This is a genomic window from Aeromonas bivalvium (assembly GCF_046078285.1).
GTDB lineage: Bacteria > Pseudomonadota > Gammaproteobacteria > Enterobacterales > Aeromonadaceae > Aeromonas > Aeromonas bivalvium.
In genome coordinates, this window is the sequence record NZ_JBGXBV010000002.1 from 29,548 (window position 1) to 53,458 (window position 23,911).

The following is a 23,911-nucleotide window of genomic DNA, read 5'->3' on the forward strand; positions in this document are numbered from 1 at the left end:
AGGGACAGGCAAGGAAGACTGACGATGAGAGTCACCATGGTATTACTCTGCTGCGTGCTGGGCATGACAGCATGCAGCTCCCAATACATCATGAGCACCCGGGATGGCAGGATGATCACCACAGACAGCAAGCCCAGGCTGGATGAGAGTACCGGCATGTACCGCTACCATGACTCAGAGGGGCGGGAGGTGATGATCAGCAAGGAGGATGTGACCCAGATAATGGAGCGCTGAACGCATCTTGTCTCATAAACAGGGCTGCCCGGGGGCAGCCCTGTTGCGTAAGATATCAGGCTATCTGGTCTATCTGACGATTGACCTGGCCGGCAAACAGCTGATGGAAGCGGGAGGCGGGGTTGGCCAGCAGGCTGACCGGCGAGCCTTGCTCCACCACGGTGCCGGCCTCCATCACCACCACCTTGTCCACCGACAGCAGGGGCTCCAGATGGTGGGCTATCACCAGGTAGCTGGCCTCTGGCCGGTAGCGGTAGAGCAGCTCGGCCATCTCGCGCATGCCGCCGTGGCTGAGATCCGAGGTCGCCTCGTCCAGCACTATGAGCGGGCGGTGGGAGAGGAGGATGCGGGCGATCACCAGCAGCTGGGTCTCGCCGGCGGAGAGCTGCAGCCTGTCGAGATCCTCATCCAGCCGGCCGGCGCAGCGCTCGCCCAGGCCAACCCGCCCCAATGCTTCCATCAGGCGTTCATCCTGGCGAGCCCAGTCGGGTGGGAGATCTTCGTCTGAGCCCGGCCGCGGCGGCAGCGGTGCCTGGGCTGATTCCGCGGGCTCCGCCAGGGGGACCAGGTTGGCCCTCAGGGTGCCGAAGAAGGTGAGGGGGGTCTGGGAGACGGTATCATACAGGGCCCTTACCGCCTCCGGCGCCAGGGTCGAGAGGGGCTGATCGCCGTAATAGATCTCCCCCTGGGTGGCGGGATACATGGCCTGCAAGGCGCCGAGCAGCGAGCTCTTGCCCGCCCCGGTGCGCCCGCACACCCCCACCTTCTCCCCCGGAGCCAGCTCGAAATTCACGTCGTGCAGGGCCCACTGGCTCGCCTCGGGGTAGCGCAGACCAAGGTCGGCGAAACGCACGGCGGGATGGACTAGCTGCAGCGGCGCGCCTTGCTGGCGCTCGCTCTCTATCTCGCTGTATTCCCGCACCCGTTCGACCGCATTCATCATCTGCTCTACCTCGGCGAAGTTGCGGATCAGGGCATTGAGCATGGCCGAGGTGGTGAAGGCATAGGTGATGGCCACGGCGCCGAACAGAGTGCTGTCGCTCAGGGCGACCATGATGGCCACGGCCCCCACCAGGGCGGCGGAGAGCAGGGTCTGGTGCATGCCGAGCCAGCGGTTGATGGAGGTGGTGGTGTACCAGCTGCGCAGGTTGTTGTCATAGTGCACCAGCACCTGATCCAGGGCGTATCGCTCGGCGCCGGCCAGACGCAGGGCGGGGGCGCCGCGTATGGTCTCGCCTATGCTGATGTAGAGCGGCGAGCGCAGCACCGAGGCCTGGCGTCTGAGCTTGAGCTGCACCGCCCGGTAGCGCCGCTGCAGCACATAGAGGGCCCAGCCCACCAGGGGGGCGACCAGCAACAACAGCGGCAGGTTGATGCCGATCACCAGCACCTGCAACAGCACCGAGATCAACATGCCCACCAGGCTCACCAACATGGGTAACAGCGTCTCCTGGGTCTCCGCCAGATCCCGATCGAAGCGGTTGAGGATGCGCCCCTGGGGCACCTTGTCGAAGAAGGCCATGGGGGCGCGGCTGATGCGGTCAAGCATGCCGTCGAACAGACTCCAGGCGAGCCTGAGTCCCAGCTTGTAGTTCAGCACCCGCACCAGGGTGATGCAGAGCAGAGATCCCAGACCCAGGGCCGCATAGATGCCGATCAGGGGGCCAAGCGCCGTGCCTTCTGCCCGTCCGCCGAGCCAGAGATCCGAGGCGATGCGCAGCCCCTCCTGCCCCAGGGTCAGCATCAGGATCAGGAGAATGAGGCCGGGGGCGCTGAGCCGCCGCCAGAGAAAGCCGAACAGCCCCCAGTCCACCTTGCCTTCCACCATCTTCTCCTCGTGGAACCGCTCCTGCTCCCGGGGAGGGAGCAGGGGGGCATAAGACGGGCTCCTCGGCAGATCCACCAACTGGCGGGGGGCCAGCTCGATCAGGCTCCCCCCCTCGATGGCAAATACCCGATCGCAGCGGGCCAGCACTTCGGGATCATGGCTCACCAGCAGGCGGGTCGGGCCGGGGCGAAAGGTCAGCCCCAGGCGCAGCACCTGGGCCGCGACCAGGGGATCCAGGGCCGAGAGAGGATTGTCCAGCAGCAGGATATCGGCCCGGGTATAGAGGGCCCGGGCCAGGGCCACCCGCTGTTGCTGGCCGCCTGAGAGCCGGGTGCCCAGCTCGCCTACCAGGGTCTGATCCCCATGGGCGAGCAGGGCCAGATCCCCGTTGAGGGTGCAGGCCTCCAGCACCCAGCGGTAGTGGGCCTCGTCCCAGGGCTGGCCGAACAGTATGTTGTTGCGGATGCTGTCGTTCATCAGCCAGGGCTTGTGGCCCAGATGGGCAACCCGGCCGTGGCGGCGGATCTCCCCTTCGAACTCGTCATCGAAGCCGGCAATCAGGTGCAGCAGGCAGCTCTTGCCGGCCCCGGTTGCCCCCGTGATGCCGATCAGTTCTCCCGGCGCTATGGTCAGCTTGACCCCGGCCAGCACGGCTTGTTGCCGATGGCGGGCGCTCACCGCCTCCAGCACGACTGCCCCTCTGGCCAGGTGTTCGTCATCGAGCCTGCGGTGCTGCTCCGGGCTGTTGAGCAGTTCGCACAAGCGGTTGAAGCCGGTATTGAAGTTGATCAGGGTGCGGATGAGATAAGGCAGGCGCTGCATGGGGATGCGCAACACGGCGAACAGGGCGATGGTGGTGAACACCTGGGGCAGGGTCAGGTGCTGGCCCGATACCAGGTAGGTGATGAAGGTGGCCAGGGTAACCAGCAGGGGGGTGCTCAGCATGAGGGCATCATTGATGGCATCCAGCCTGAGCACCCGGCCGAGCACGGTCAGCTCCCGCTGGCGTTTGTGCCGGGCCGCCCGGGTGAAGAAGGGGCCGAGCCCGTTCTGGCGCACCAGCCGCAGCTTCTTGATGTATTCGGCCAGGATGCCGTTGCGCTCGTCCTGACTGTGCTTGAGGCGCTGCTCCTGCTGGTTCATGCGCCGGATCAGCCGGGTCGAGAGCAGCAGCAACAGCATGAGCACGGCACAGCCCACCAGGCCTGCATTGCCCACCTGCCACACCAGCAGGGTGACAGTGCCCGCCAGCTGCAGCAGCAGGGTCACCGGCATGGCGGGGTCTGCCAGGATCCAGGTGATGTCCCACACGTCCCGGTTGATGAGGTTCTGCACCCGGCCGCCAGCCCGGTCGTCGAAGCTCTTGCCGCCTAGCTTCATCACCTTGGCGAGCAGGGCCTCCGCCAGCAGACGGCGGATGGGCACGTGCATCTTGAGGGAGAGCTGCAGGGCGTGCTCGGACAACATGCCGGCGGCGAGCACGGAGGCGAACAGGGCCAGGGCCAGCAGCAGCTTGTGTGCCGTGGTGGCGCCGGCGCCCAGCTGGGTCATGACATGGTTGAGCAGCCAGGGGCTGGTCAGGGTCGCCAGCATGGCCAGCAGCTGCAACAGGGTGAGCAGGCCGATGCGGCTGCCGTAGTGACGCCAGATGTGGCGGGTGATGAGCCAGGGGCGCACCGGCTGGCGAGCGGTCAGGGCCAGAAACTCATCGGCCCTGGCATCCCGGCTGTCCTGGGGCAGCAGGGGGTAGAGATCGTCCAGGCTGACGGCACTCTCCTGCAACCCCTTGCGCTGCAAGGGGGAGGTCCAGTGATAGAAGAGGCGGCTCAGCCAGCTCGCCGAGAGTTCCGGGTGATCCAATGGGTGTCCTTATTATTGTGTGTTGCTTCCATGGGCAGGGCGGCTCATGGACCGCCCTCGAACGGGTTGTCATGCTGCGGGCGGGAGCCCTGTAGGATCAGCGGTCCCGGTTCAGCCGGATGAGTCTGTCCAGGATCTGTTCGCCATCGGCGCGCAGGCCGTTGTGCTCATATTCGTTGGTGATCCAGGCGCGGCTGTTGCCAAGGCCCTTGAGGGTGTCGCGGCAAAAATCGAATTCCACATACATGTCGTCGGCATAGACGGCGCAGGCGACCGGCACCGGGTTGCGGGCCAGTTGTGCCGGGTCATAGAGGGGGCCCCAGTCCGCCTTCTTGGCCAGCAGATGGGCGGCCTCTTTCAGGGGGACAAGCTCGCGGAACTGCTCGAACATCCAGGGGAAGATCATCTCGCCGGTGAAGGCGAAGTCCTGGCCCGGCGCCCAGGCCAGCTCGGGATGCTCGGCGCGCACCCGTTCGGCCGCCCAGTCGCTGGCGCTCCCCTCGCAATAGATGGCCTCGTGCAGTATGGCGAAGATGGGATGGGCGTTGAACGGCTGCATGGCCTGCACCTGATAGAGGAAGGCGGGATTGATCCGCTCGCCGATGAAGGCGTCCTCCAGCAGGAAATAGAGCCCCTCGAAGGCGCCGCTGGCGCCGAGATCCAGCCCCTGCTGCTGCAACTGCTCCACCGTCAGGCGCTGGCCGTTGGGCAGGCGTACCTCGTGGCTGTGCAGGTGATTGGCCAGCCGGTTGGCGATGGCCTGGGCATGGGGGAAGCGGCTGAAGAAGGCGCGGTTCTTGTCGGCGACCCGGCGGTAGGTGGCGCGATAGACCTCCTCTGCCCGGCGGCCAAGGGGGGGGATCCCTCCCGTGATATAGACCTCGTGCAGGGCGGCGGGAAACAGAGAGAGATAGGTCAGGCAGCAGAAGCCGCCGAAGCTCTGGCCGAGCAGGCTCCAGGGCCTGTGGGGCGAGAGCTCGGCCCGGATCAGCTCGGCATCGCGCACTATGTCGTCTGCCCGAAAGTGGCTCAGGTAATCGGCCTGCTCGGATGGGCTCAGATGGGCTAGTGCATCGGCGCTGACCGGGGTGGAGTGGCCTGTGCCCCGCTGATCCAGCAGCAGCACCCGAAACTCCTGCAAGGCCCGCTTGAGCCAGCCGTTCTGGTTGGTGGGGCGGGGGGCGCCAAAGCCGGGGCCCCCTTGCAGATAGAGCAGCCAGGGCAGGTCTGCGTCCAGCTTGTCCTTGCGACAGAGGGTGCGGCCAAACAGGGTGAGCGCCGGGCCCTCCGGTTGGCGATGATCGAGGGGAACGGTGAACAGCCGGGGCTCACACAGGACGCCATCCAGCACATAACTCAAGGGGCGATTCATCTGGCCTTCTCCCGAAACGAGGCAATGGGGGAGCCACATCATAACCATGGCCCCGAATGTGGTCACGCCGGTTGTGGGCCCGGCTGGCAACTTTGGTGGTTTGTGTCGCGTCCCCCTGGATTGGGAAGGGGGAAGTCGTGCGCCTGGCGCCTTCGCCCTGTCCACTGCGTTCATGAAAATATCCCGCTGAACCTGGCTTGTTCGTGGCGATGGCATGCGCGAGTGCACCTGTCACTAGACTTTCACCCTTGCCCTCGGCGTGCGCGTTCAGGCTGCTATCGACCCTTTCTTGCCGTCGCTGTCGTACCAAAGGCGATTCATATGGGGTCCTTTTTCGGGAGGGGAAAACCAGCCTTGCTCGCCGACCCATACCTGAAAAATGACGCAACTCGCTAACATTTCATAATTAAATCATTAGATGTCTAAATTAATTTGCGCTATGTGAGACGCAATATAACCATATGTTTTTGTGTTAGTTATTGGTTTTAGCTTGTTTTTATCTGCTTTTTTTGTGTGGTTTTGATGGGTTGATCATTTCGCATCTAACCTTTAGGGTGTGGCTTCATTGAACAATCAATTAACAAAAACATGCCCATTGTCGGAGTCTCGGAAAAGCGTCGTCAGCAACTGATCCAGGCCACCATCTCTTCGGTGGCCGAGTTCGGTTTGCAGCACACCACCCTCAATCGCATCAGCGCCCAGGCCGGCATGTCGTCCGGCATCATCAGCCACTATTTCGGCGGCAAGCAGGCGCTGATCGAGGCGGTGGTGCGGGAGCTGCTCTCGGCCCTGGGAGCGGCGCTGCGGCAGCGGCTGCGCCCCGGCATGTCGCCCCGGGCGAGGCTGATGGCAGTCGTGGAAGCCAATTTCACCCCCTTGCAGTGCTCCCGTGCCGTGGCGCGCACCTGGCTCGCCTTCTGGGCCCAGGCCAGCCATGAGCCCGCTCTGGCCCGCTTGCAGCGGATCAACCAGCGGCGGCTGCTGAGCAATCTGGCCTGCTCCTTCGGCGCCAGCCTGCCGCGCCGGCAGGCTCTGGCCGCAGCCCAGCAGAGCGCCGCCATGATAGATGGCTTCTGGCTGCGCAGCGCCCTGAGCCCCAGCCCCGAACCCGACTTCAGCCGTGCCGAGCGGCTGTGCAAACTTTTTATCCTGCAACGACTGACCCCAGCGGAGTGAATTCATGTCTTTGACCCGTTATCAGAATTTTGTCGACGGCCGTTACCTGGCCAATGCCTCTGGCGAGAGCTTCGAGGTGATCAATCCGGCCACCGGTGCCGTCATCTACGAGGTCGAGGTGGCCGATGAAGCCGTGCAGGCCGCCGCCATCGCGAGTGCCCAGCAGGGGTTTGCGCTCTGGTCCGCCATGAGCGGAGTCGAGCGTAGCCGGATCCTGCTGCGGGCCGTGGCCCTGCTGCGCGAGCGCAACGATGCTCTGGCCGCCATCGAGGTGGCCGACACCGGCAAGCCCTGGCAGGAGGCCTCCGTGGTGGACGTGGTGACCGGCGCCGACAGCATAGAGTTCTTCGCCGGTCTGGCCGCCGCCATCGAGGGTAACCAGCAGCAGCTGGGGGCCGATTTTTACTACAGCCGCCGCGAGCCCCTCGGCATCTGCGCCGGGATCGGCGCCTGGAACTACCCGCTGCAGATCGCCTGCTGGAAGTCGGCCCCGGCACTGGCCTGCGGCAACAGCATGATCTTCAAACCCTCGGAGGAGACGCCTCTTGGCGCCCTCAAGCTGGCGGAGATCTTCATCGAGGCCGGCATGCCTGCCGGGGTCTTCAACGTGGTACAGGGGGATGGCCGGATCGGTGCCTGGCTGAGCCAGGCGCCCGAGGTGGCCAAGGTCTCCTTCACCGGCGAGGTGGGTACCGGCAAGAAGGTGATGCGCGCCGCCGCCGACACCCTCAAGGGGGTGACCATGGAGCTGGGGGGAAAATCCCCCCTCATCATCTTCGACGATGCGGATCTGGAAGAGGCGGTCAGCGCCGCCATGGTGGCGAACTTCTACACCCAGGGGGAGGTGTGTACCCATGGCACCCGCGTCTACGTGCAGCAGGGGATCTACCCCGCCTTCATGGCGCGCCTGCTGGCCCGCACCCGGGACAATATCCGAGTCGGGGACCCCATGGATCCGGCCACCAACTTCGGCGCCCTCATCTCCCGCGAACATCAGCGCAAGGTGCTCGACTACATCCGCATCGGCCAGGAGGAGGGGGCCACCCTGCGCTGCGGCGGGGAGGCGCTGCGCCCCGCCATGGCGCCCAATGGCTTCTTCGTCGCCCCCACCATCTTCAGCGAGTGCCGGGACGAGATGCGGATCTGCCGGGAAGAGATCTTCGGCCCCGTGATGTCGGTGCTCAGCTTCGAGCAGGAGGAAGAAGTGGTGCGACGGGCCAATGACACGGCCCTGGGGTTGGCGGCCGGGGTGTTTACCCGGGACATTCGCCGCGCCCACCGGGTGGTGCATCAGTTGCAGGCCGGGATCTGCTGGATCAACAGCTATGGCGCCTCCCCGGCCGAGATGCCGGTGGGCGGCTTCAAGCAGTCCGGCATAGGGCGGGAGAACGGTCTGGCGACCCTGCAGCACTACACCCAGCTCAAATCCGTCTATGTCGGCATGCAAGCCATGCAGAGCCCGTTCTAAGGAGGCGCCATGAAGCGATTCGATTACATCATAGTGGGGGCGGGCAGCGCCGGGTGCGTGCTGGCCAACCGCCTGAGCGAGGATGGCCGCTACAGGGTGCTGCTGCTGGAGACAGGGGGCAGCGACAGGAGCATCTTCATCCAGATGCCGACCGCCCTCTCCATCCCCATGAACACCAAAAAGTACGCCTGGCAGTTCGAGACCGAGCCCGAGCCCCATCTGGACGGGCGGCGCATGCACTGCCCCCGGGGCAAGGTGCTGGGGGGATCGTCTTCCATCAATGGCATGGTCTATGTGCGCGGCCACGCCGGTGACTTTGACGAGTGGCAGCAGGCGGGGGCCGAGGGTTGGGACTATGCACACTGCCTGCCCTACTTCAAGCGGGCCGAGCAGTGGGCCTTCGGTGGGGACGAGTATCGTGGCAACGAAGGGCCCCTTGGGGTCAACAACGGCAACCAGATGCAAAACCCCCTCTACCAGGCCTTCGTCGACGCCGGTGTGGAGGCGGGCTATGACGCCACGGCCGATTACAACGGTCGCCAGCAGGAGGGGTTCGGCCCCATGCACATGACGGTGAAGCAAGGGGTGCGCAGCTCCAGTGCCAATGCCTATCTGAGGCCCGCCATGGCCAGGGCCAACCTCACTGTGCAAACCGGCGCCCTGGTCCACAAGGTGTTGCTGGAGGGCAAGCGGGCGGTCGGGGTGCGCTTCGAGCGCGCAGGCAAGATGGAGGAGGTGAGGGCCGACAAGGAGGTGATCCTGAGTGCCGGACCCATAGGCTCCCCCCATCTGTTGCAACTCTCCGGCATCGGCAACCCCGATACCCTGAAGCAAGCGGGCATAGGGGTGTTGCATCCTCTGCCCGGGGTGGGGGAAAACCTGCAGGATCATCTGGAGTTCTACTTCCAGTTTCGCTGCCAGCAGCCCATCACCCTCAACGGCAAGCTGGGGCTGTGGGACAAGTTCCTCATCGGCAGCCGCTGGCTGCTGCGCAAGGATGGCCTGGGGGCGACCAATCACTTCGAGTCCTGCGGCTTCATTCGCTCCAAGGCCGGGGTGCCCTGGCCGGATCTGCAATACCACTTCCTGCCCGCCGCCATGCGCTATGACGGCAGGGAGGCGTTTGCGGGTCACGGCTTCCAGGTGCATATCGGCCACAACAAGCCCCGCAGTCGCGGCCAGGTGACGGTGCGCTCGGCGGATCCCCGCGAGGCTCCCGCCATCCGCTTCAACTATCTCTCCCATCCCGATGACGTCGAAGGGTTTCGCGCCTGCGTGCGCCTGACCCGGGAGATCATCGGCCAGCCTGCGCTGGATGCCTACCGGGGAGAGGAGATACAGCCGGGGGCCTCGGTACAAAGCGACGAGCAGATAGATGCCTTCGTGCGCAGTGCTGTGGAGAGCGCCTACCACCCCTCCTGCTCCTGCAAGATGGGGACGGACGCCCTGGCGGTGGTGGATCCCCAGACCCGGGTCCATGGTCTGCAAGGGTTGCGGGTGGTGGACTCCTCCATCTTTCCGACCATCCCCAACGGCAACCTCAATGCCCCCACCCTGATGGTGGCGGAGCGCGCCGCCGACCTGATCCTCGGCAAGACGCCGCTCGCGGCACTGCCAGCCGAGGTGGGGCTGGCCGAATACTGGCAGGAGAAGCAGCGCCCCCGGGCGCCGGTACGCGCCCTGGCCTGAGGGTTCACGACAACGACACTGGGTGCAGAGCGCATCCGATCGCGGCAGTTCGTCAGTCTTTACCTATCACCGGGCCCTCTGTGCGCTGGCGATAGTTAAGTCCTGATCCCGCGTCCATCTCTTCCCCCGCCGCCGTGGGGTAGGGGAAGCCATGGCCGCAGGAAGCCGAACTGCCCACCTTGAACATCACAATGCAATGACAAGGAGCAGCTATGTTTGGTCACGAAATGGATATCGCGGGAGGTCAGTCATGACGGCCTGGCTCAGTGCGGGAATACTCTTTACCTTTGCCGCCATCGCGTTTGTCCTCTATCGCTGGGGCAATATCCGCTGCATCGGCACCACGCCGGTGCGCACCTTCACCTTCATCGCCATCCTGTTCACCTCAGGGCTGGACGTGGGTCTGATCATGTTCCCGCTCACCGAATTTGCCGGTTATGCCGATCTTCAGGGGAGCCCGGAATACGGCTTCACCAATCCGCTCGCCATCGAGTTCGGCTACTGGGGTTTTCTCATCTGGGGCTTCTACTTCCTGACCTGCTTCTATTTCTGCGTGATAGAACCCAGAGTGAAGTTCTTCGAGCTGGCGCCGGTGAAGTTTCTCAACAACCTGGTGATCATCGGCACCTGCGCCTTCACCGCCTATCTGTTGCTGAGCAACCTGCCCTGGTACTTGCCCCAGATAGGGGACGGCGAGAGCCTGGTGGCGAGTTTTTACCTGCTCGTGCTGGTGGTGATAGGGCTCTCCATCTATTCGAGCACCAGTCTGAAGTTTGTCAGGATCCTGAGTCTGGGCACCACGACCTGCTTCATCGCCCTGATCGCCCTGATGTGGGGCGCCGCCTTCCTCACCCCGGCGGGCAGCCCCGCAGACTTCGTCGCCACCCTGGCGCTGGTGGGGGGCTACTTTGGTCACATAGAGCGCTTCGTGCTGCCCCTCAATGATTACCACGCCTTCTATCTCTACTGGTGGTTCTCCTGGAGCATCATGATCGGCCAGTTCACCGCCCGTTTCGTCGGTGGCCTGCGCACCTGGCAGCTGCTGGGGGCCATGCTGGTGTTCCCTTCCCTGGCCATCGCCGTCTGGTTCGCCGTGCTCTACTACTACCACGAACAGGGACTGTCGACCGCCGGCTTCTTCAACTGGGCCATGGTCGCCGTGGGGATCACCATGGTGATAAACTCCCTCGACTCCCTGATCCGTCTCTACACCGACAACCTGGGACTGACCACTGCGCGGCTCGGCCAGTGGCGCTACTTCGGGCTAAACCTGCTGATGCTGGCCGGCCTGACCCTGCTGTTCCAGCTTGATTTTCTCGAGATCCAGTGGGTTGGCGCCCTGGTGATAGGGCTCTTCTTCGCCTGCTTCGGCTACATCCTCAGGTACAGGTTCAACGAGGTGCGCAGCATTGAGGGGGCACCCAAGGAGAATCGCCTCGATTACGGCAAGATAGAGCTGGCGGGGTGAGCAGAGGGGAGGCGGGCTGTCGGCGTCGCCCCGACCGTGAAAAAACAAAAAGCCCGCTCGATTGAGCGGGCTTTTCAAATTTGGCTCCTCCTACTGGACTTGAACCAGTGACATACGGATTAACAGTCCGCCGTTCTACCGACTGAACTAAGGAGGAATTGTTGGTGCCCAGAGACGGAATCGAACCGCCGACACGGGGATTTTCAATCCCCTGCTCTACCGACTGAGCTATCTGGGCAACGGCGCGCATTAAACCCTTTTGCCGCATCAGTGTCAACCGCATGACTCGATTAATTCACCGTTCGCTCGACATCTGCACAATCCGCCGCTTTCCTCGCCAATGGCGGTGGGGACTGGGCGGGGCAGCGTAGAAAAGGCCCCTGTCGGGGCCTGGTATCAGGGGTGTCACTGTCTGCTGATGATGATGCGCCCCGTGCTCATGTCCCGCGCCTGCCCCGTGACTGCAATCTTGAGGCCGTAGTGGGGCAGGGTGCGGCCTGCATCCGGGATGGCGTCGCTCTGGTAGCGGTTGCCATCCTTGAAGGTGCGCCTGGGGGCCAGCCAGAGATCCCGCAGGAAGGAGCCGCTCGGGTGGTCCAGTTGCAGGGGACGCTGGAAGCCCAGGCTGAAGGTGGCATCGTGGATCTGGTAGCGGGTACCGGCCACGGCGCCGTCACTCCAGGTCAGGGTGCGCTGATCCGCATCCACCACCCCGAGGAAGCCCTCGCCCGGATGCAGGCCCACCCAGTTGTTTTCCTGACTGCTGTCCACGTACCAGAGCAGCATGCCCGGTTCGTAGCGCATCAGCTGGTCGCTGACGTTGATGTGGGCCAGCCCCTTGTCGACCCCGGCATGGTTGCGCCATTCGGCCAGGTAGTAGTGATCCTTGGCTTCGTTGCCATTGCTTCTCACAAAGCCGGCCAGGGTGAAGGAAGAGGTGCCCTCGGCCCCGTCGCTGAGCAGGGTGTCGCCATCGGCGACGAGCTGGATATCGTCCAGGAACAGACCATGCTCGGCCACGCCGCCATCGCTCTGGTATTGCACGCTGAGCTGGATCTGCTGACCGGCCCAGGGGGTGAGGTCGAACTCGGCCTCCACCCAGCCATTGGAGTTGCCCGTGATGCCGACCCCGAAACCGGCCCCGTTCGGATCGTCGCTGGTGGTCAGGTTGCCCGGGATGGGCTCGCCGTTGACCAGCACCCTGGCATAGTCGTAGCCCTCCTCAATCTGATACCAGGTCTTGAAGGTCAGGGCGGCGTGCTGGCGGTCGCGCAAATCCAGCGCGAGGCTCATGCGGTTGTCCAGATTGTTGCCCTTGCCGCCGTGGTACTGGTATTGGCCGGCGTAGGGGGGATTGAGGGGCACCTGCTTGGGTGGCAGGTTGATGCGCACCACATCGTCGTTGCGCCCCTTGTCGTTGGCCTGATCCAGCATGTAGACGTTGCCGCGCCGGCCGAGGTCGTCGACATGCACATTGCTGCCGTGTAGCCAGTTGCCGCCGAGGGAGGCCTGCAAAAACGCCTTGGCCCAGGGGGAGAAGCCGGTCGGCTCTGTGCCGCCTATGACCCCGGCCCAGGAGCCGGAGGACATGATGGACCAGGTCGCCACCGGTTCGCCCTTGCCGCTGTACTTGGTGTCGTACTCGTCCGGCAGGCCGAGATCATGGCCATATTCGTGGGCGCAGACCCCGGCCGCCGCATCGATGGGCTGTATGGTGTAGTCGTAGGCGGCATACTGGCCGTTGAAATCCCCCGCCGGGCTGCTGGTGCCCGGGATGGGGTAGGGGGCGCCCAGATTCCAGCGGTGGGCCCAGATGGCATTCTCGCCAAGATCGCCACCACCGGCCTCTTCCCCCACGCTGGAGTGGAAGATCATCAGGTGGTCGATGAGGCCATCCGGCTCGTCCAGCTTGCCGTTGCCGTTGAGATCGTAGCGATCCTCCTGATCAAACTCGGCGAGATCGATGGCGGGATCCGCCGCCACCTGGGCCAGGGCCTCCTTCACCAGCTCGCGCACCGCCGTCTCGTTCAGGTTGCTGCCGTAGTAGGCGGCGGGCTGGCTGGCGGTGTACCAGCCCGCCACCTGGCCGCGCACGCTATAACTCTGGCCCGACTGCTGCTCGTAGAACTGGCGCATGGAGATGAACCGCTCGCCATTGGGACCGGCATAGCCCTTGGCCGAGAACAGCAGATCCTGGTAGTGGGCCGGGCTGTAGTCCGGGTAGTACATCCTGGTGAGGTCCGGGGTGATGCTGTTTTTCGGATAGTCGGGAAAGTCCACCAGGATGGCGAGGATCTTGTCCTGCCGCATGCTGCCCCGGTAGTGCTCCTTCTCGATGGCCTTGAGCAGCAGGGTGGGCACCCTGTCCCCCGGGCGGGCGGTGCCGTTGAGGCGGATCTTCTTGAGGATGGTTTCCCGCACCTTGCCCTCTTTCAGGGCCAGGGTGCCCCCCTGGCCCTGATAGGCCCGGGACTTGTCGCGGTAGAAACGGGCCAGGGCGGCCAGCTCCTGCTCGGGGGAGGCCAGGGTGGGGATGCGGCCGCTCTTCTTGAGCATCTCCAGCACCTTGGTTTCATCGGCCAGGGGGGCATCGAACGGGCCATGGGCCGGGGCGGCCTGGGTTTGGTTTCCAATCATAAGGGTCGAGCCGACCAGCAGGCTCAGTATGGTTTTTGTAGTCATTATCAACGTGCTCCATCACGTGAAAAAAAGGAGCCCGGTCGGGCTCCTCTCTCGATTGCAAGGCTGGCTTGCCGACCCTTGATAACCCGAGTCGTCCCACTTTGTCATGGCACCCGGACGCTTGCCCCGTGCTGTGGGAACATAGCGTCATGGTCCGATCCCTCTTCTTCATCGGCTTATTTCCTGTGATATATGCGGTCTTGTCGCTATTTTCTGGAATATGGTGCGGATGTTCCCCCAAAACGGGCATGTCCCCATTTGGGGGAGATGGCCGGGGCGCTGAGGAGGGGCGAGATGGCGTCGACACTCGTTGAGCGCGGCGCGCCGGACAGGTATGCTTTGCGCAACCATACCGCCTGGGAGGCAACATGAGTCTGGATATGCAAGAGTGGCGCGACGAGACCAGCGCCATCGTCAACGAACTGCTGGCCGATGGTAGCAACCCCGATCTTGATTACGAGATTGAACACCACTTCGCCTGCCAGGATTTCGATCTGCTGGAAAAGGCCGCGGTGGACCTGTTCAAGGCCGGCTTCGAAGTGACCGATGCCGAAGAGATGGAGCTGGACGACGGCGCCACCATCTTCTGTTTCGATGCCACGGTCGAATGTGCCCTGGATGTGGAGCGGATCCTCGCCGATATCGAGAAGATGCGTCCCATCCTGGAGAAATACGGCGTCGATTACGACGGCTGGGGCACCTACTTCCAGGAGTGATGCGGGGCCGGGATTGACCCAGGCAACGGCCGGGGCCCCGGCCTTGGCGCGAGAGCGGGCTGCGACCCTGCCATACACGAGAAGGCCACCTGCGGGTGGCCTTCTGCTTTTCGTCATCTGGTGATGAGCCGTGTCCCGGTGCCCGCACTCCCCGGGAGGTACGACAGCAGGCGATCAGTCGCCGGGGCCGTAGCTGCAGCCAAACTCGTCTGGCGTCTGGCGTCTGGCGTCTGGGGCAATGGTAGCAGGCGATCAGTCGCCGAGACCGTAGCTGCGGCCAAACTCGTCTGGCGGGAGGGGGCGACTGAACAGATAACCCTGCAGCCGATCACAGCCCGCCTCGCTCAACCAGCGGTGCTGCTCCTGGGTTTCGACGCCCTCGGCGGTGATCTGGATGCCGAGCTCATGGCCCAGGCCGATGACGGAGCGGACGATGGCCGTGGTGGCCCCATTGCTGACCAGATCCCGGGTGAAGCTTCGATCCAGCTTGAGGGTGGCGACCTCGAGCCGGGGCAGGTAGGCCAGCGAGCAATAGCCGGTGCCGAAGTCATCGATGGCGAGCTGGAAGCCGGCCCGGATCAGGCTGGAGAGGTTCTGCTCTATCTCGTCGGCATTCTCCATCAGCACGCCTTCGGTGATCTCCAGCTCCAGGGTGGCGGGGGCGATGCCGTGGCGCCGGGCGCAGGCCTGGACGTGGTCGCACAGGCCGGGGTCACGAAATTGCAGGGGGGAGAGGTTGACCGACAGCATCAGACTCGGCCACACCGCCTGCCAGCGGGCGAGCTGGGCACACCCCTGCTCCAGCATCAGATCACCGAGCCGGCCGATGAGTCCCAGCTCCTCGGCCAGGGGGATGAATTCGTCCGGCGATATCATGCCGAGCTGGGGGTGGGGCCAGCGGCAGAGGAGCTCGGCACCGTGCAGCTTGTCCTGCCGGGCACAGATGATGGGCTGGTAGACGGCCACCAGTTCGGCCGAACGGATCGCCTGGGGCAAGTCGGCGCTGAGCCGCTTGCGTCGCTGCAACTGCTGATAGAGCAGGGGGTCGAACAGGGTGCTGTGCTGTTGCAGCCGCTTGCCCTCGGCCAGGGCGGCCTCCGCATGGCCCAGCAGACGCTCGGCATCGTTGGCCCGCCCCTGGGCGATGCCGAGGAAGGCGGTGACCTGGATGCGGTGCTCCTCGACCTGGTAGGGGGCCATCAACTCCTCTTGCAGTCGCTGGCTCCACTCGAGCAGAGGCTTGCCCGGCTCGGGCAGCAACAGGGCGAAATCATCGGCGGCGACCCGGCACAGCAGGGCGTTGGCCGGGGTGAGCCGTTGCAGGCGCTGGGCGACCTGGCTGAGCAAGCGGTCGGCGATGCGGATGCCGAATCTGTCATTGATCTCGCGAAAGTGTTGCAGATCGATGAGCAGCAGGCCTGCCGGGCGCCCCCCCAGGTGGCGGCTGGTTTGCAGAAAGTGGGAGAGCTTGAGCAGGCCGGTGAGGCTGTCGTAGTGCTGCTCCTGTTGCAGCTGGGCCTGGGTGGTGCGCAGCCCAGTGATATCGCGGCTCAGGGTCAGTACCCCGAGGGAGAGGCCATTGTCATCCGGCACCTCGACCCGGATGATCTCCAGGTGGCGACCCTGTCCCCTGGCGTCCAGCAGACAATACTCGCCACGTCCCATGGGCATCTGGGGGGGCAGGTGCTGGCCGATGTTGTGACCCAGCACCTCGCTCGCCTGCAGCCCCATGAAATCGAGGAAGGCCTGGTTGCAATCGAGCACGCGGCCATCGTGATCCTCGAGCCGGATGGGGTCGGGAATGGCGTCCAGCAGGCGGCGCTGCAACAGCTGCTGCTGTTTGAAGGTCTGCTCCAGCGCCTTGTGCTGGCCTATCTCGTTCACCACGCCGAACAGGGCGAAGGGGTCGCCGAGTTCATCGTAGAGCGGCACCTTGTGGGTCTCGATCCAGTAGTCGCTCTCCTCGCCATGGCAGAGCTGCTGCTGGTGCAGCAGGGGGTGGCCACTGGCGAGGATCTGGTCGTCCTCTTCCCGAAACAGGTCGCCCCAGGGCAGTTCTCCATCCGTCTTGCCGACGATCTCGTTCGGGTGGGCGGCACCGGCGTGCCGGGCAAACTGGCGATTGACCAGCAGATAACGGCCAGCCGGATCCCGACAGAAAATCGTCATGGGGAGCTGATCGATGAGGGCTTGAAGCTGGTCTGGGGTAAACAAGATGGAAAGGTGGGCTCAAAGGGCAAGTTTCGAGCAAATCTATGACAGGCAAGCCTTTTTGTAAAGCCCGCTTGGGCCCCGATCATTTCTTTGTTGTCCTGCTGACAGCCGCTTGTCCCGGCGCCATAATAGCCGCCGGTTGGCCTATGGCCTCATGACGAGACGAGAAAAGACAGATGAAAAAAATAATGGGGAGCGCCCTGGCGCTGCTGCTGGCAGGCTGTGCGGCGGACAACAATGGTGGCGAGCAGTACCGTTACACTCCGCCGGTTGCCAAGGCGACCAACAACACCCAGGAGATGGCGATCCCGGTGGATCTGGTGTGGGCCCGTGCCGAGAAGTGGTTCGGCGATCACGGCCTGAACATCGAGAACAGCCAGCGTGGTGCCGGTCTGATGACCGCCAACGTGGAAAACTCGGCCGATGGTCTGGAGTGGCTGGATTGCGGCACCATGGGATCCAAGGTGGCGCTGGGCAACCCCAACCTGCAGATCAACCTGATCATCACCCAGAGCGGCAACAACAGCGTCGCCACCGTGAACGTCAAGGGCAATACCCAGCTCTACTTCGTCGAGTCCTCCGGCGAGCGGGTGCTGGCTCCCTCCATCACCCCGGTGTGCGTCTCCCGCGGCAGCCTGGAACAGAGCCTGTTCTCCACCCTTGGCAACTGATCCTGCCGGGTATCATGAAAAACCCCGTTGCGTGCAACGGGGTTTTTTATGCCTGCTCTGCGTCCATCAGGGCGTGAGGGGAGGGATGACGCCAGAGGATCAGGGGGGCAGATCACCGTGATAGAGCACATGGTCGCCGGATTTGAGCACATAGCCCTTCCAGGGGAAGAGCTGATAGCCGCCGCCCTGCCAGGACCAGTTGCCCTCTTCGCCCTGGCGGACCAGCCGGATCGGCTCGCCCTCTGGCAGGGTCAGCTCGGCCTGACTCTGATCGGCATTGAACAGCACGAAAGCGCTGACGGTCTGACCGGCATCGGTCGGGTTGAGGCGAATGCCCTGCTCGAACAGCCGCACGCACTTGCCTGCCAGCGCCGACCATTGATAACCCGCGCTGCCGATGCAGCCATGTTCGTCGCGATCCGCGCCGACCAGGGGCTCCCTCGGTGTCGTGTTGCAGGCGGCCAGCAGCAGGGTGGCCGCCATCAGGGTCAAGGTACGCATGGTTACTCCTTGGCATCCCGCTCGATGACGATGTTGGAGAAGCCCAGCTCCTTGAAGTAGTTCTCCCGGTAATCCTTCACGCTCTTCTTGTCGCGGCGGCACACCTGGGCCAGCTGCTCTTCCATGGCGTGGAAGCGGGTCAGATCGATCCCCTCGGCGGCGGCAACGGCATCATAGATGCTGTTGAACTTGTCGTTGGCGTAGCCAATCTCCCTGGCCTGCTTCTTGTAGGTGTAGGTAATCTTGAACGCCATGGCGTCACTCCTTCTCTTTGGCCTGCTTGCGCTGGACGTACAGATAGAGGCTTTCGACCTTCTCTCTGGCCCAGGGGGTCTTGCGCAAGAACTTCAGGCTGGACTTGATGCTGGGATTATCGGTGAAGCAGCGGATATTGATCTGCTGCCCCAGCGCTTCCCAGCCATAGTGCGCGACCAGGGCGGTGACGATGGCCTCCAGGGTCAGCCCGTGCAGCGGGTTGTTCTTCTGGGAAGCGGGTTGATCGCTCATGCTTGCGCCGCCAGGGTGGCAAAGGGCTGACCCATGCGAGTGGTGACCCCGTTGGCCAGGTGCGGCTCGAAACCGGCCAGCATGCCCGGGCCAAACAGGCAGACCACGGTACTGCCCAGCTTGAACAGGCCCATCTCGGCGCCTTTTTGCAGGGTGATGGCCTCATCGCCGGTGTAGTCCCAGCGCACCACCTTCTTCTCTTTGGTCGGCGCTATGTTGCCGGCCCAGATGGTCTCGATGCTGGCGACTATGGTGGCGCCGACCAGCACCAGGGCCATGGGGCCGTGGGGGGTGCGGAAGGTGGCGACCACCCGCTCGTTGCGGGCAAACAGGTTGGGCACATTCTCGGCGGTGAGCGGGTTGACGGAGAAGAGATCGCCGGGGACGAACACCATGCTCTCCAGCACGCCGTCCAGGGGCATGTGGATGCGGTGGTAATCCTTGGGCGCCAGATAGATGGTGGCAAAGTCGCCATCCTTGAACGGCGCCACCAGATCCTCATAGCCGCCCAGCAGCTCGCGGGCGCTGTAGTCGTGGCCCTTGGCCTGGATGATGCGGCCCTGGCTGATGGGACCGAGCTGGCTGACGGTGCCATCCACCGGCAGGGCCAGGGTCATGGCGTCTTCCACCACAGGGCGGATGCCGGGCTTGAGCTCGCGGGTGAAGAAGGCGTTGAAGCTTGCATAGTGGGCGGGATCTTCGTGCAGCGCCTCGCTCATGTCGACGCCGTACTGCTTGATAAAGGCCTCGATCACCCGGGTGGTGAGCTTGCCGGACTCGGCGGCCGCCAGCTTGCCCACCAGACGGGAAAGGGCGTGCTTGGGCAGACAGTATTGGCCGGCAATTTTCAGGTTGTCAGTAATGCTCATGATCTTCATCTGCTCTTTTATAGCAAAAGGGGGTATGGGTCACAGCCGGGCTTGTTGCCGACCGTGGCGGGCTTCCTGCATGGTTTCCAGGATGCGGTGATAGTTGTGGAAGCGGTCGGCGCTGATCTCGCCCCGCTCTACCGCGCCGCGCAGGGCGCAGCCGGGATCGTCCTTGTGGGTGCAGTCGCGAAACTTGCAGCCCCCCAGGTAGTCGCGAAACTCCACGAAACACCAGGTGATGCGATCGGCTTCCAGGTGCCAGAGGGCGAACTCGCGGATCCCCGGGGAGTCGATGAGATCGCCGCCACTCGGGAAGTGATAGAGCCGCGCCGTGGTGGTGGTGTGGGTGCCCAGCCCCGAGTTTTCGGAGATCTCGCCGGTGAGCACGCCCAGCCCCGGCATCAGGGCGTTGGTGAGTGACGATTTACCCACCCCGGACTGGCCGACGAAGATGCTGATCTTGTCGGTCAGTGCCGTCTTGAGGGCGTCGATGCCTTCGCCGCTCTCGCAGCTCACCAGCAGCACCGGGTAGCCGAGCTTGCGGTAGGCGGCGAGCTGGCGCTCGATCTGCGCGCGCGCGGCATCGTCCAGCATGTCGACCTTGTTCAGCACGATGAGGGGGGCGATTTCCACATCTTCGGCGGCCACCAGGTAGCGGTCGACGATATTGGTGGAGAACTCGGGCATCACCGCCGAGACGATGACGATCTGGTCGATGTTGGCGGCGATGGGCTTGACCCCATCGTAGAAGTCCGGCCGGGTCAGTACCGAGTGACGCGGATGCACCGCCTCTATGACCCCAGGGGTCGCCTCGTTCAGGCCGGGACGCCACACCACGCGATCGCCACACACCAGGCTGCTGATGCTGCTGCGTCTCAGGTTGCTGCGGTGTATGGTGCCATCGCTGGCCTCGACGTCCGCGTGCTGACCGAAACGGCTGATCACCATGCCTTCGATGGCCGGGCCGAACAGGGTGTCATCCACCTGATTGTTGTGCTCTTTTTGTAACCGCTTCTCACGGTTGACCTGGACACGCCTTTGTTGACCCAGATTGAGTTTCGCTTTCTTTGCCACGGGGTTTGCCGGTTTATGAACAGATCCAAAGCCAGTATGATACATGCAAATTGGCAAAATTCCGCCATTCCTCCCGAGATAGAGAGAGCAATCATGACAGTCAGCGCGCAGAACCTGGTATGGATCGACATGGAGATGACGGGGCTGGACCCCGAACAGAACGTGGTTATCGAGATTGCCACCATCATCACCGACAAGGATCTGAACGTGCTGGCCGAGGGGCCTGTCATCGCCATTCACCAGAGCGACGAAGAGTTGGCCAAGATGGATGAGTGGAACGTCAACACCCACACCAAGAGCGGTCTGGTGGCCCGGGTCAAGGCGAGCCAGCATGACGAGGCCAGGGCCGTGGCCGAGACCCTCGCCTTCATTCGCCAGTGGGTGCCGGAGCGTACCAGCCCATTGTGTGGCAACAGCATCGGCCAGGATCGCCGTTTCATGGTCAAGCACATGGCGCAGCTGGAAGCCTTCTTCCATTACCGCAACGTGGATGTCAGCACCATCAAGGAGCTGGTGCGCCGCTGGCAGCCGGAGTTGCTGGATCAATTCAAGAAGAGCGGCTCCCACCAGGCGCTGGACGATATCCGCGAGTCCATCGCCGAGCTGCAGTTCTACCGCGCCCAGGTCTTCAAGATCTGAGTCGGCTCCTCGGGCTCTCGGGCGCATGGTGAGTCGAGACGAGTCAGGCCGCTCGCTCTGACAGGCAGAAGAGGGTGAAATAAGGGGCAACCGGCACTATCGGTTGGGAAAATCGGCAGTTCGACCAGCTTTTAAGCGAACAGGCATTGCCAGACAAAAAAGCCCTTGCAATTGATCCCCCGGCTCTTATAATTCGGCTCCCGTGTGGTAGCGCAAGCAACCAAATGCCGCACGATTTTTTTATCGATGATGTTGCGGGAATAGCTCAGTTGGTAGAGCACGACCTTGCCAAGGTCGGGGTCGCGAGTTCGAGTCTCGTTTCCCGCTCCAATATCGATGAAGAAGCAAAGAGTTAGGCAGATGCATCGGTGTAACGCCGAGATGATGCGGGAATAGCTCAGTTGGTAGAGCACGACCTTGCCAAGGTCGGGGTCGCGAGTTCGAGTCTCGTTTCCCGCTCCAAGCATATGCCCTTCTTGATGTACCCAAGTCAGTACCCATGTTGCGGGAATAGCTCAGTTGGTAGAGCACGACCTTGCCAAGGTCGGGGTCGCGAGTTCGAGTCTCGTTTCCCGCTCCAATAGATTTTGCCGGAGTAGCCAGGCTGGTAGAGCATGAATCTTGCTTGCCAAGGCCGGAGTCGAGAGTCTGAATCTCGTTTCCCGCGTCACTCCTGCGAAAGAATACCGTGTTTGCAGATGCATCGACCTCATGTCGAATCGATGCGGGAATAGCTCAGTTGGTAGAGCACGACCTTGCCAAGGTCGGGGTCGCGAGTTCGAGTCTCGTTTCCCGCTCCAAGCATCCGCAAAGACGTCAGCAGTACCTGTTTTTGGCACTATCCGTTGCGGGAATAGCTCAGTTGGTAGAGCACGACCTTGCCAAGGTCGGGGTCGCGAGTTCGAGTCTCGTTTCCCGCTCCACTCTTGCAAAAGAGAACCCTGTTTGCAGATGCATCGACCTCATGTCGAATCGATGCGGGAATAGCTCAGTTGGTAGAGCACGACCTTGCCAAGGTCGGGGTCGCGAGTTCGAGTCTCGTTTCCCGCTCCAAGCATCCGCAAGCCGTCAGTGATAGCTGTGATTAACACCCTTCGTTGCGGGAATAGCTCAGTTGGTAGAGCACGACCTTGCCAAGGTCGGGGTCGCGAGTTCGAGTCTCGTTTCCCGCTCCAATCTCTCTTCATTGTTCGTTTACCCAAGCCCAGAATTTCAATACGACCATCGTCAACTCGGTTGGTAGCGCACTGTCCGTGCTTGCCAGGGCCAGGGCCGCGAGTGCGAGTCTCGTTTTCCGCCTTCATCCCTCTTGCTGTCTGCCTCTCGACCTGGTCATTTCTGCCCATCTCCCATCGTCTTCCTGTTTGAACCCTGCTCACCGCATCCCTGTGCGCACTCCCTGTGCACACCGCTGCTGCAATCATCTCGCCGCCCTTTTCTCGAGCCGGGCCGTCGCCTCTGTGACAGGCATAAAATGTACCGTTTTGGTCCAGGATCCCCTTTGTTGTCGCTCCCCTTGATGCAACGCAAGGGATGGTTGGATCCTCGCAGGGGCGGTGTGCGGCGGCCCTATACTGGGGCAGAGTGAGGACAAGGGGAGCAGGAGCCATGAGCAGCAAGCAAATCAAGGATCTGTTGCGCTATCTCGGGGAGGTGCACCACAGGCTGGCGCTGGCCTATGGCCGCTTGAGCCGGGAAGTGGATGCCGAACGCAGTCGCATGTTGCTGGTGTATCTGCGGGGGAGGGAAGATGCCGCCGCCGCTCACCTCGAGGAGTATGCCGAGCAGCTGGGGGAGGCCCAGGCCCTGACCTGGTTCGAGCTGGGCTTCGATGAGGAGCTGCTGCCCCTCATCGCCGAGTTGACGCTGCCGGCCGGGGCGCAAGGGGATGAGATAGTGGCCCTGGCCTGCGATCTGGAGGGGAGGCTGGTGGCCGAGCTGGACAGGCTGGCACGGGAGTGCCCCACCGAGGCCACCGCCGCCCTGCTGCGCAACCTGAGCGGGCTGGAGCAGGCCCGCCTGACCCGCCTGGTCCATGGCGCCCATCGACTCGATGACCTCTAGGGCAGGACGAGCCCGCCATGGCAGAGGACGGTTTGAGCCTGGCGCCTCGCCTCAGTGGGTCTGCTTGGGGGCATCGCCCCGCTTTTTCCTGGTTCCCTGCTGCAATCTGATCTGTTCGGCGCCGTAGAGCGCGGCCCCGATGATCCCGGCCTGATTGAGGCTGGCGGCGGCGATGAGGGGGGCTCGGGTCGCTATCTTGTCCACGAATCTGTCGAGCTTGGCGGCGCAGCCCCCACCCAGAATGAAGAGGTCGGGGGAGAACAGAAACTCGAGCCGGGCCAGATACTGATTGAAGCGCTTGCCCCATTTTCCCCAGGAGAGATCCTCGCGCTTGCGCGCCGCATCGGAGCAGTAGCGCTCGGCAACCATGCCCTCCAGCATCAGGTGACCCAGCTCTGTGTTGGGCAGCAGATGCCCCTCCACGAACAGGGCCGTGCCTATGCCGGTACCGACCGTCACCAGGATGACGACGCCGCCATGGCTCTGCCCGGCGCCGAAACGCATCTCGGCAAGACCGGCGGCATCGGCGTCATTGAGCACGAAGCAGGGCAGGCCGGTCACCTCGCCAAACAGTCTGGCCGCATCCGTCTCTATCCAGCTCTTGTCGATGTTGGAGGCATTCTTGGCCACGCCGTGATGTATGGTGGCGGGAAAGCCGCAGCCGATGGGGCCCTGCCACTGGAAGTGCTCGACCAGCTGCTTGAGGGCGTGGGCGATGGCCGCCGGGGTGGCGGGTTGCGGGGTCGGAATGCGGTGACGCTCGCCGATGAGCTCGCCGCTTTGCGTATCGACCAGGGCCCCCTTGATGCCCGAGCCTCCTATGTCCACACCCAATATCTGCATCTTTGTGATCCTTGTGATGATGGCGCCATCCAGGCG

19 protein-coding genes and 9 tRNA genes are annotated in these 23,911 nt (G+C 63.3%); 16 read left to right on the top strand and 12 right to left on the bottom strand.

What is annotated here, in order from left to right; all coding sequences use genetic code 11:
• The first annotated feature begins 24 nt into the window (after positions 1 to 24).
• Entirely contained in the window at positions 25 to 234 is a 210-nt protein-coding gene (locus ACEUCR_RS07300) for a YgdI/YgdR family lipoprotein (RefSeq protein ID WP_408748429.1), read from the top strand.
• Between the two features lie 55 nt (positions 235 to 289).
• On the opposite strand, the gene ACEUCR_RS07305 is transcribed toward ACEUCR_RS07300, so the two are convergent.
• Positions 290 to 3,922 (bottom strand): ATP-binding cassette domain-containing protein, encoded by a 3,633-nt coding sequence (locus ACEUCR_RS07305; RefSeq protein ID WP_408789166.1) that lies wholly within the window; start codon positions 3,920 to 3,922, stop codon positions 290 to 292.
• Positions 3,923 to 4,019: 97 nt separating this feature from the next.
• On the bottom strand, positions 4,020 to 5,294 hold the full coding sequence (locus tag ACEUCR_RS07310; RefSeq protein WP_408789169.1) for an alpha/beta fold hydrolase: 1,275 nt from the start codon (positions 5,292 to 5,294) through the stop codon (positions 4,020 to 4,022).
• Between the two features lie 588 nt (positions 5,295 to 5,882).
• On the opposite strand from ACEUCR_RS07310, the gene betI reads away from it, so the two are divergent.
• The 4 genes from betI to ACEUCR_RS07330 all read left to right on the top strand — a co-directional run bounded on the left by betI (position 5,883) and on the right by ACEUCR_RS07330 (position 11,095).
• Positions 5,883 to 6,470 carry a transcriptional regulator BetI gene (gene betI, locus ACEUCR_RS07315; RefSeq protein ID WP_408789172.1) on the top strand — a complete coding sequence of 196 codons (588 nt, stop codon included), beginning with the start codon at positions 5,883 to 5,885 and terminating at the stop codon, positions 6,468 to 6,470.
• Positions 6,471 to 6,474: 4 nt separating this feature from the next.
• Positions 6,475 to 7,938 (top strand): betaine-aldehyde dehydrogenase, encoded by a 1,464-nt coding sequence (gene betB, locus ACEUCR_RS07320; RefSeq protein ID WP_408789175.1) that lies wholly within the window; start codon positions 6,475 to 6,477, stop codon positions 7,936 to 7,938.
• A 9-nt stretch (positions 7,939 to 7,947) separates the two neighbouring features.
• Complete coding sequence (betA, locus tag ACEUCR_RS07325; RefSeq protein ID WP_408789178.1) at positions 7,948 to 9,627, top strand: choline dehydrogenase; 1,680 nt, start codon at positions 7,948 to 7,950, stop codon at positions 9,625 to 9,627.
• A 250-nt stretch (positions 9,628 to 9,877) separates the two neighbouring features.
• On the top strand, positions 9,878 to 11,095 hold the full coding sequence (locus ACEUCR_RS07330) for a BCCT family transporter (protein ID WP_392443936.1): 1,218 nt from the start codon (positions 9,878 to 9,880) through the stop codon (positions 11,093 to 11,095).
• A gap of 81 nt (positions 11,096 to 11,176) precedes the next feature.
• Here ACEUCR_RS07330 and ACEUCR_RS07335 read toward each other — a convergent pair.
• The 3 genes from ACEUCR_RS07335 to ACEUCR_RS07345 all read right to left on the bottom strand — a co-directional run bounded on the left by ACEUCR_RS07335 (position 11,177) and on the right by ACEUCR_RS07345 (position 13,777).
• A tRNA-Asn gene (locus ACEUCR_RS07335) sits at positions 11,177 to 11,252 on the bottom strand.
• Positions 11,253 to 11,257: 5 nt separating this feature from the next.
• Positions 11,258 to 11,333 (bottom strand) — tRNA-Phe (locus ACEUCR_RS07340).
• A 167-nt stretch (positions 11,334 to 11,500) separates the two neighbouring features.
• Positions 11,501 to 13,777 (bottom strand): immune inhibitor A domain-containing protein, encoded by a 2,277-nt coding sequence (locus ACEUCR_RS07345; RefSeq protein WP_408789181.1) that lies wholly within the window; start codon positions 13,775 to 13,777, stop codon positions 11,501 to 11,503.
• A 380-nt stretch (positions 13,778 to 14,157) separates the two neighbouring features.
• Here ACEUCR_RS07345 and rraB point away from each other — a divergent pair, with 380 nt between their 5' ends.
• The gene (rraB, locus tag ACEUCR_RS07350) at positions 14,158 to 14,493 is read left to right on the top strand and encodes a ribonuclease E inhibitor RraB (RefSeq protein ID WP_041992747.1); all 336 of its coding nucleotides are present in this window, start codon (positions 14,158 to 14,160) and stop codon (positions 14,491 to 14,493) included.
• Between the two features lie 252 nt (positions 14,494 to 14,745).
• On the opposite strand, the gene ACEUCR_RS07355 is transcribed toward rraB, so the two are convergent.
• On the bottom strand, positions 14,746 to 16,707 hold the full coding sequence (locus tag ACEUCR_RS07355) for a sensor domain-containing protein (protein ID WP_456319340.1): 1,962 nt from the start codon (positions 16,705 to 16,707) through the stop codon (positions 14,746 to 14,748).
• A 176-nt stretch (positions 16,708 to 16,883) separates the two neighbouring features.
• Between ACEUCR_RS07355 and ACEUCR_RS07360 the strand changes: the two genes are divergently transcribed.
• Entirely contained in the window at positions 16,884 to 17,378 is a 495-nt protein-coding gene (locus ACEUCR_RS07360) for a hypothetical protein (protein ID WP_408789187.1), read from the top strand.
• 99 nt (positions 17,379 to 17,477) lie between these two features.
• On the opposite strand, the gene ACEUCR_RS07365 is transcribed toward ACEUCR_RS07360, so the two are convergent.
• The 5 genes from ACEUCR_RS07365 to rsgA are packed head-to-tail and all read right to left on the bottom strand — an operon-like array spanning position 17,478 to position 20,329.
• Positions 17,478 to 17,879: a hypothetical protein gene (locus tag ACEUCR_RS07365; protein WP_408789189.1), complete on the bottom strand. Its 402-nt coding sequence runs from the start codon at positions 17,877 to 17,879 to the stop codon at positions 17,478 to 17,480.
• 2 nt (positions 17,880 to 17,881) lie between these two features.
• Positions 17,882 to 18,133 (bottom strand): DUF2960 domain-containing protein, encoded by a 252-nt coding sequence (locus tag ACEUCR_RS07370; RefSeq protein WP_010675489.1) that lies wholly within the window; start codon positions 18,131 to 18,133, stop codon positions 17,882 to 17,884.
• Positions 18,134 to 18,137: 4 nt separating this feature from the next.
• Positions 18,138 to 18,386, bottom strand: coding sequence for a VF530 family protein (locus ACEUCR_RS07375; protein WP_041212447.1), 249 nt, complete (start codon positions 18,384 to 18,386; stop codon positions 18,138 to 18,140).
• Complete coding sequence (asd, locus tag ACEUCR_RS07380; RefSeq protein ID WP_111874980.1) at positions 18,383 to 19,255, bottom strand: archaetidylserine decarboxylase; 873 nt, start codon at positions 19,253 to 19,255, stop codon at positions 18,383 to 18,385. The genes ACEUCR_RS07375 and asd overlap by 4 nt, the downstream gene beginning before the upstream one ends.
• A 39-nt stretch (positions 19,256 to 19,294) precedes the next feature.
• A complete protein-coding gene (gene rsgA / locus ACEUCR_RS07385) occupies positions 19,295 to 20,329 on the bottom strand; it encodes a small ribosomal subunit biogenesis GTPase RsgA (RefSeq protein WP_216823832.1) in 1,035 nt (344 codons plus the stop codon).
• 93 nt (positions 20,330 to 20,422) lie between these two features.
• On the opposite strand from rsgA, the gene orn reads away from it, so the two are divergent.
• The 9 genes from orn (at position 20,423) to ACEUCR_RS07430 (ending at position 23,032) form a co-directional block, all read left to right on the top strand.
• Positions 20,423 to 20,968: an oligoribonuclease gene (orn, locus tag ACEUCR_RS07390; RefSeq protein ID WP_111874951.1), complete on the top strand. Its 546-nt coding sequence runs from the start codon at positions 20,423 to 20,425 to the stop codon at positions 20,966 to 20,968.
• Between the two features lie 254 nt (positions 20,969 to 21,222).
• Positions 21,223 to 21,298: transfer RNA gene (locus ACEUCR_RS07395), tRNA-Gly, on the top strand.
• 56 nt (positions 21,299 to 21,354) lie between these two features.
• Positions 21,355 to 21,430: transfer RNA gene (locus tag ACEUCR_RS07400), tRNA-Gly, on the top strand.
• Between the two features lie 42 nt (positions 21,431 to 21,472).
• Positions 21,473 to 21,548: transfer RNA gene (locus ACEUCR_RS07405), tRNA-Gly, on the top strand.
• Positions 21,549 to 21,692: 144 nt separating this feature from the next.
• Positions 21,693 to 21,768 (top strand) — tRNA-Gly (locus ACEUCR_RS07410).
• Positions 21,769 to 21,815: 47 nt separating this feature from the next.
• Positions 21,816 to 21,891, top strand: a tRNA-Gly gene (locus ACEUCR_RS07415).
• Positions 21,892 to 21,945: 54 nt separating this feature from the next.
• Positions 21,946 to 22,021, top strand: a tRNA-Gly gene (locus tag ACEUCR_RS07420).
• A 46-nt stretch (positions 22,022 to 22,067) separates the two neighbouring features.
• Positions 22,068 to 22,143, top strand: a tRNA-Gly gene (locus tag ACEUCR_RS07425).
• A gap of 433 nt (positions 22,144 to 22,576) precedes the next feature.
• Positions 22,577 to 23,032: a hypothetical protein gene (locus ACEUCR_RS07430; protein ID WP_111874116.1), complete on the top strand. Its 456-nt coding sequence runs from the start codon at positions 22,577 to 22,579 to the stop codon at positions 23,030 to 23,032.
• A 51-nt stretch (positions 23,033 to 23,083) separates the two neighbouring features.
• On the opposite strand, the gene ppgK is transcribed toward ACEUCR_RS07430, so the two are convergent.
• Positions 23,084 to 23,875, bottom strand: a complete 792-nt coding sequence (ppgK, locus tag ACEUCR_RS07435) for a polyphosphate--glucose phosphotransferase (protein ID WP_111874115.1) — start codon at positions 23,873 to 23,875, stop codon at positions 23,084 to 23,086.
• Positions 23,876 to 23,911 lie beyond the last annotated feature (36 nt).

Bases quoted from the DNA above. Each gene is read 5' to 3' on its own strand.
- ACEUCR_RS07345 (WP_408789181.1), bottom strand. From the start codon at position 13,777: ATGACTACAAAAACCATACTGAGCCTGCTGGTCGGCTCGACCCTTATG.
- ACEUCR_RS07310 (WP_408789169.1), bottom strand. From the start codon at position 5,294: ATGAATCGCCCCTTGAGTTATGTGCTGGATGGCGTCCTGTGTGAGCCC.
- ACEUCR_RS07360 (WP_408789187.1), top strand. From the start codon at position 16,884: ATGAAAAAAATAATGGGGAGCGCCCTGGCGCTGCTGCTGGCAGGCTGT.
- ACEUCR_RS07330 (WP_392443936.1), top strand. From the start codon at position 9,878: ATGACGGCCTGGCTCAGTGCGGGAATACTCTTTACCTTTGCCGCCATC.
- asd (WP_111874980.1), bottom strand. From the start codon at position 19,255: ATGAGCATTACTGACAACCTGAAAATTGCCGGCCAATACTGTCTGCCC.
- rraB (WP_041992747.1), top strand. From the start codon at position 14,158: ATGCAAGAGTGGCGCGACGAGACCAGCGCCATCGTCAACGAACTGCTG.
- ppgK (WP_111874115.1), bottom strand. From the start codon at position 23,875: ATGCAGATATTGGGTGTGGACATAGGAGGCTCGGGCATCAAGGGGGCC.
- betA (WP_408789178.1), top strand. From the start codon at position 7,948: ATGAAGCGATTCGATTACATCATAGTGGGGGCGGGCAGCGCCGGGTGC.
- ACEUCR_RS07375 (WP_041212447.1), bottom strand. From the start codon at position 18,386: ATGAGCGATCAACCCGCTTCCCAGAAGAACAACCCGCTGCACGGGCTG.
- betB (WP_408789175.1), top strand. From the start codon at position 6,475: ATGTCTTTGACCCGTTATCAGAATTTTGTCGACGGCCGTTACCTGGCC.
- orn (WP_111874951.1), top strand. From the start codon at position 20,423: ATGACAGTCAGCGCGCAGAACCTGGTATGGATCGACATGGAGATGACG.
- ACEUCR_RS07430 (WP_111874116.1), top strand. From the start codon at position 22,577: ATGAGCAGCAAGCAAATCAAGGATCTGTTGCGCTATCTCGGGGAGGTG.
- betI (WP_408789172.1), top strand. From the start codon at position 5,883: ATGCCCATTGTCGGAGTCTCGGAAAAGCGTCGTCAGCAACTGATCCAG.
- ACEUCR_RS07365 (WP_408789189.1), bottom strand. From the start codon at position 17,879: ATGCGTACCTTGACCCTGATGGCGGCCACCCTGCTGCTGGCCGCCTGC.
- ACEUCR_RS07300 (WP_408748429.1), top strand. From the start codon at position 25: ATGAGAGTCACCATGGTATTACTCTGCTGCGTGCTGGGCATGACAGCA.
- ACEUCR_RS07370 (WP_010675489.1), bottom strand. From the start codon at position 18,133: ATGGCGTTCAAGATTACCTACACCTACAAGAAGCAGGCCAGGGAGATT.